The organism is Bacillus sp. GMa5/1, assembly GCF_050172015.1.
GTDB classification, from domain to species: Bacteria; Bacillota; Bacilli; order Bacillales; family Bacillaceae_G; genus Bacillus_A; species Bacillus_A cereus.
Window position 1 is genome coordinate 1 of sequence record NZ_JBNLYC010000442.1, and the last position, 428, is coordinate 428.

Below are 428 nucleotides of genomic sequence, written 5' to 3' on the forward strand. Positions count from 1 at the left end.
AAAAGCGGGTGAAGAGAATCGAACTCTCGACCAGAGCTTGGAAGGCTCTTGTTTTACCACTAAACTACACCCGCGTGGTCGGGAAGACAGGATTTGAACCTGCGACCCCCTGGTCCCAAACCAGGTGCTCTACCAAGCTGAGCCACTTCCCGTAATTGGCGCGCCCGAGAGGAGTCGAACCCCTAACCTCTTGATCCGTAGTCAAACGCTCTATCCAATTGAGCTACGGGCGCTTATTCATGATGTTTTTTCGTCGTTGTAATTTGGCGACTCAATTATCTTATCATACTACATTTTCAAATGCAAGTACTTTTTTAAGATTTTTTTGATGCGGCCGAGAGGACTTGAACCTCCACGGGGTTTCCCCCACTAGGCCCTCAACCTAGCGCGTCTGCCGTTCCGCCACGACCGCGCGGAAAAAACAAAAG

4 tRNA genes are annotated in these 428 nt (G+C 50.2%); all 4 read right to left on the minus strand.

Features of this window, described 5'->3' with window-relative positions:
• Nucleotides 1-3: 3 nt before the first annotated feature.
• Nucleotides 4-74 (minus strand) — tRNA-Gly (locus ACQGSG_RS29325).
• Nucleotide 75: 1 nt separating this feature from the next.
• Nucleotides 76-152 (minus strand) — tRNA-Pro (locus ACQGSG_RS29330).
• A 4-nt stretch (nucleotides 153-156) separates the two neighbouring features.
• Nucleotides 157-233 (minus strand) — tRNA-Arg (locus ACQGSG_RS29335).
• 96 nt (nucleotides 234-329) lie between these two features.
• A tRNA-Leu gene (locus tag ACQGSG_RS29340) sits at nucleotides 330-412 on the minus strand.
• Nucleotides 413-428: the final 16 nt, after the last annotated feature.